Annotated in this window: 2 protein-coding genes; both read left to right on the plus strand. The window is 51.1% G+C overall.

The features are described 5' to 3' along the window. Nucleotides 1–725: substrate-binding domain-containing protein (locus tag ACLTD4_RS33945; RefSeq protein WP_412331994.1), on the plus strand; the 725-nt coding region annotated here is incomplete at its 5' end. Nucleotides 726–1,560: 835 nt separating this feature from the next. Continuing rightward, on the plus strand, nt 1,561–2,028 hold a 468-nt coding region (locus tag ACLTD4_RS33950), incomplete at its 3' end, for an alpha/beta fold hydrolase (protein ID WP_412331995.1).

Here is a 2,028-nt window from a genome sequence, read left to right on the forward strand (position 1 = left end):
AACTACAGATTACTTATTTTTATGAAAATAAAGATATCGGCGCACAGATTCAGGAGCTCTCGGAGAAGAACTGCCAGGGAATCCTCCTGCTGGGCACGGAGATGGATGTGGAGTACTTCCAGCCATTTACCAGGCTGAAGGTACCTATGGTGGTGCTGGATACGTACTTTGAAGAGCTGGACTGTGATTCCGTCCTGATCAACAATGTGCAGGGTGCATACCTGGCCACCAACTACTTAATCGACAAGGGCCTGGGAGAGATCGGCTACCTGCGTTCCTCCTATCCCATCGGCAACTTTGAGGAGCGGGCGGATGGCTATTACAAGGCGCTGCGCCACCACGACCTCCCCACCAGCCACCCCTACGTCCACAGGCTGACGCCTTCCATGGAGGGCGCCTACACGGATATGTCGGAGATTCTCCGCGAAAAACCACCGGTTGCCCCGGCCTACTTTGCCGACAACGATCTAATCGCCGCCGGTGCCATGCGGGCCTTTAAGGAATTCGGCTACAAGATCCCGGAAGACATCTCCATCGTCGGCTTCGACGATACCCCGATCTGTGATTTCCTCGAACCGCCGCTCACGACCATGGAGGTTCCAAAGAAACGCCTCGGTGAACTGGCCGTTCTAAGACTCCTGCAGAAGATCGCGGGGGAGACGAAGGTGATGATTAAGACGGAGGTTTCGGTGAAGCTGCATGAGAGGAAGAGTGTGAAGGGTTAAATTAACGTTTAATTATTTAATAATATACAAAACAGACAGCCGCCCTTAGGAGTGATTTACCAGGCAGCTGTCTATTACATTTTTATATTGTTTTTTATACTATAATTTGCTATAATAAAATTGGTGCTGCCAATATCGGGTATGCGGCTAGCCCTCTAACAGAGGGACTGTGACCCTCTGATTACATAGAAACCTGTGCTGTTTAACCGGCTTGGGAATCCGCAAAAAGGAGGGCATTGCCAATGTTGACACTTGAAGGTCTGATCGCTGTTCTTACTCTCTTACTGACAGCTTTTGGACTTGGATATGCCATAGGAAGCAATCATAAATCACAAAAATGACCGCCCTGTCCTGAGAAAACAAGCGGTCATTTTTGATTAAACTATTTTCATGGGGCTAACCGTATATTCGGCAGCGCTTCTTTATATCATTATAATAGCATCTTTAAACATATAATGTCAATCCCAATTCACTATAATGAAAGCAAACCGGTTACAGCGTTGCAGTTCACAGCCCGGTCGTCCTCTGCTTCCCGGTCGTCCCCGGCTGGCTCATGGGCCGTTTCCAGTGACTTTGCAGGGGATTAGCAATTCTTAACGCGCAGGATTTTTCGTTCAGGGGAAATTCCCACCTGTCTGAGCGCAGCGAGTTTGGGAATTTTCCCTGGTTTTTAGAAAAATTCTGCACGTTTAGAAGTGCTTATCCCCGAAACTTGAACTGGAAACGGCCCATGAGCCAGCCGGGGACGACCGGGAAGCAGAGGACGACCGGGCTGTGAACTGTAACGTTGCAGCACAGCGATAAATTCTGCAATCCAATGCCGAAGGAGGCCCCTATGCCAATCAACCACCAGACCACCATCACCCTTAACGGAGTACCGCAGTACGTATCAATCCGGGCGGAAAGAGACCATCTGCCCCTTCTCCTCTATCTTCACGGCGGCCCCGGAGACGCCGCGCTGCCGCTGGTTCTGAAATACAACAGCGAGCTGGAGAAGCACTTTACCGTCGTCGTATGGGAGCAGCGCGGGGCAGGTAAATCCTATTACGATTTCGGAGACAGCACCGTCACCATCGCTACCTTTCTCGAGGATCTCCATGCGCTGGTGACACTCTTAACCGAACGTTACCGTCAGGAAAAGCTCTATCTCGTCGGACATTCCTGGGGAAGCGTCCTGGGGCTTACCTATACGGAGAAGCATCCGGAGAAGGTACGCGCCTATGTCGGATGCGGCCAGGTGGTAAACATGAAAAAAGCCAGCCGCACGGGCTACGAGTTCGCCGCCGCACACGCCGGTAAGAAA

The sequence above is a fragment of the Hungatella sp. genome (genome assembly GCF_046966825.1).